Here is a 2,463-nt window from a genome sequence, read left to right as displayed (position 1 = left end):
GGTCGCCCAGTCCGCGACCGCCCGCGCCCTCGGCGGCCCCGAAGTCCGTGAGCAGTTCGCCACCCGCATCCTCGCCCGCTACAGCGTCAACGCCTGGTGTCGGCGTACGGACTTTTCTGGCTCTGGCAAGATTTTCGTAGCCGGAGATCATCTCGGTGACACGGTCGGCCGGTCCGCATAGCGGGCAGTCTGTGGTTGTGCTCTAGTGAACTGGCTACCCTGTTACCGCAGTTGGCTGATGTGCTGGTGGTCGCGGTCGAGGTCACCGATGCTGTGGTGGAGGTCTGCGCCCGCACCAGATCCGATGAACCAGCGGGATGTACGGGATGCGGTCGGCTCAGCGCGTGGTGCCACAGCCGCTACGTGCGCCACCTCGCCGATCTCACGCTCGGAGTCCGGCCTCTGCGCATCGACTTGTCCGTACGCCGCCTGTACTGCGAGAACACGACCTGCCCGAAGGTGACTTTCGCCGAGCAGGTACCGGGGCTGACCGTGCGCTACCAGCGGCGGACACCACTGTTGCAGCGACTGGTGGAGGACGTCGGCGTGGTGCTGGCCGGCCGGGGTGGCTCCAGGATGCTGCGGATCCTGAACATCAGGCTCTCCCGGGTCGCACTCCTGTCCCAGCTGATGCGGGTGCCGCTTCCGCCACTGCTCACGCCCCGGGTACTGGGGGTGGACGACTTCGCGCTCCACGGCGATGTCTATGGAACCCTCCTGGTCGACGCCACCACCCGGCTCCCGCTCACGCTCTGGGAAGGACGCGACGCGGAACAGCTCAGCCACTGGCTCCGGGAACACCCGGGTGTCGAGGTCGCCTGCCGCGACGGCTCCCTCACCTACCGGCAGGGCATCACCGCCGGCGCCCCCGACGCTTTGCAGGTCAGCGACCGCTTCCATCTCTGGCAGGGCATCTCCCGCCGCGTCCAGGACATCGCCTCCGCCCACCGCGGCTGCCTGCCCGCAGCACTGCCCCCAGCCGCTGAGACCGATCCCGCACCGGTCGGGGAGACTGCCGAGACCACCGCCGCAGATACGCCGGCCGGACGGCACGCCCGGAGGCTCTTCGAGGCCGTGCAGGCCCTGACCCGCACTGGCCGGAGCCACAGCTCCGTGGCACGGGAGCTCGGCCTGGACCGCCGCACCGTCCGCAAGTACGCGCGGGCCCACACCTGGCAGGAAGTGGTACGTCGCCCGCCCCGCAAGCCCTCCACCCTCGACCCCTACCTCAGTTACCTGCAACAACGCTGGGACGAGGGACAACACAGCGCGAAGATCCTGCACGAGGAACTCCAGACCAAGGGCTACCCCGGCCACTACCAGCGCGTGAAGATGGCCGTCGCACCCCTCAGGCGGGGCCTGCCCCTGGACGAACCGCGCGAGCGACCGCCCTCCCCGCGCGAAGCCGCCCGCTGGATCACCACCCACCCGCATAACCGCAGCCCGCACATCCACGACCGCCTGCCCCGACTCCTCAACCACTGCCCCGAACTCAGACACACCCACGACCTGGTCCGCCGCTTCGCCACCATGCTCGACAACCGTGACGCGACACCCCTGCCAGACTGGCTGAACGACCTCGCAGCCAGTGGTCTGGCCCCTCTCGCGGGCCTCGCCAGAGCCCTGCGCGAAGACCGGCACGCCGTCGCGCAGGGGATCACCACCCCTTCCAACTCCGGGGTCAACGAAGGCCGCATCACCGACGTCAAACTGCAGAAACGTCTCATGGCCGGACGCGCAAGCGTCCCCCTGCTCCGCCACCGCGTCGTCCTGATCGCCCACCTCCGCCGCCGCTATGCGGACCGGCCGACCGTGTCACCAAGATGATCTCCGGCTACGAAAATCTTGCCAGAGCCACGTTCACGTGTACGCCGACACCTGGCGCATGCTCGCACCCGAAGTCCACCCGGCACCCAAATCCACCAAGCACCAGGGGCGCGCCCAGGTCGTCATCGGCGGCAGCGCCAGCGAGACGCAGGTCCTCTTCTTCACCGAGGCCGAAGCCCGCCAGTGGGCCACCACCGGCAAGACGGCCACCGACGGTGGCAGGGGAGCCGGCCCCGCGCACGGACGGAGCGCGGCCCTCCCGCCTCCGCCCGGCCCGGTGCAACCACAGCAGCCGCCCGCGCCCGCCGGCTCTCCCGCCGACACCCGGAGCACCACGACGGCCCCGGTCGCGCCCGATCCGGCCCCGGCCGCTGACCGCGACGTCTCTGCCGATGCCCGGCGCCTCCCAGCTCCGGCCGCCGACCCGGGCGACGGCACGGCCCGTGCCCCGGCGACACCGTCAGCGAACCCGCTGACTCCGGCCGATGACGACCAGGCGGTCGGACTGCGTGAGGCCCACCAGCACCATCTGCCGGACATCACCGTCGCCGCCCTGCGCTACGCCCGCGCCAACGACAGCACCTTCCCCAAGCCGGTCGGCAAGCGGGGCGCCGAACTCCTCTACCGCGTGGGCGA

At 70.5% G+C, this 2,463-nt stretch carries 2 protein-coding genes and 1 pseudogene; all 3 read left to right on the top strand.

Annotation, left to right across the window (positions count from 1 at the left end; translation table 11 throughout):
- Positions 1 to 181, top strand: a 181-nt coding sequence (locus FF041_RS39745) for a hypothetical protein (protein WP_228388846.1), incomplete at its 5' end; no start/stop codon positions are given.
- Between the two features lie 59 nt (positions 182 to 240).
- Positions 241 to 1,827 (top strand): ISL3 family transposase, encoded by a 1,587-nt coding sequence (locus FF041_RS34540; RefSeq protein ID WP_323393578.1) that lies wholly within the window; start codon positions 241 to 243, stop codon positions 1,825 to 1,827.
- Between the two features lie 58 nt (positions 1,828 to 1,885).
- Positions 1,886 to 2,463: pseudogene (locus FF041_RS38380) on the top strand (hypothetical protein); the annotation flags it as partial.

It is taken from the genome of Streptomyces jumonjinensis (genome assembly GCF_009600885.1).
Taxonomy (GTDB): Bacteria; Actinomycetota; Actinomycetes; order Streptomycetales; family Streptomycetaceae; genus Streptomyces; species Streptomyces jumonjinensis.
This window is presented reverse-complemented; position numbering and strand designations above follow the sequence as displayed.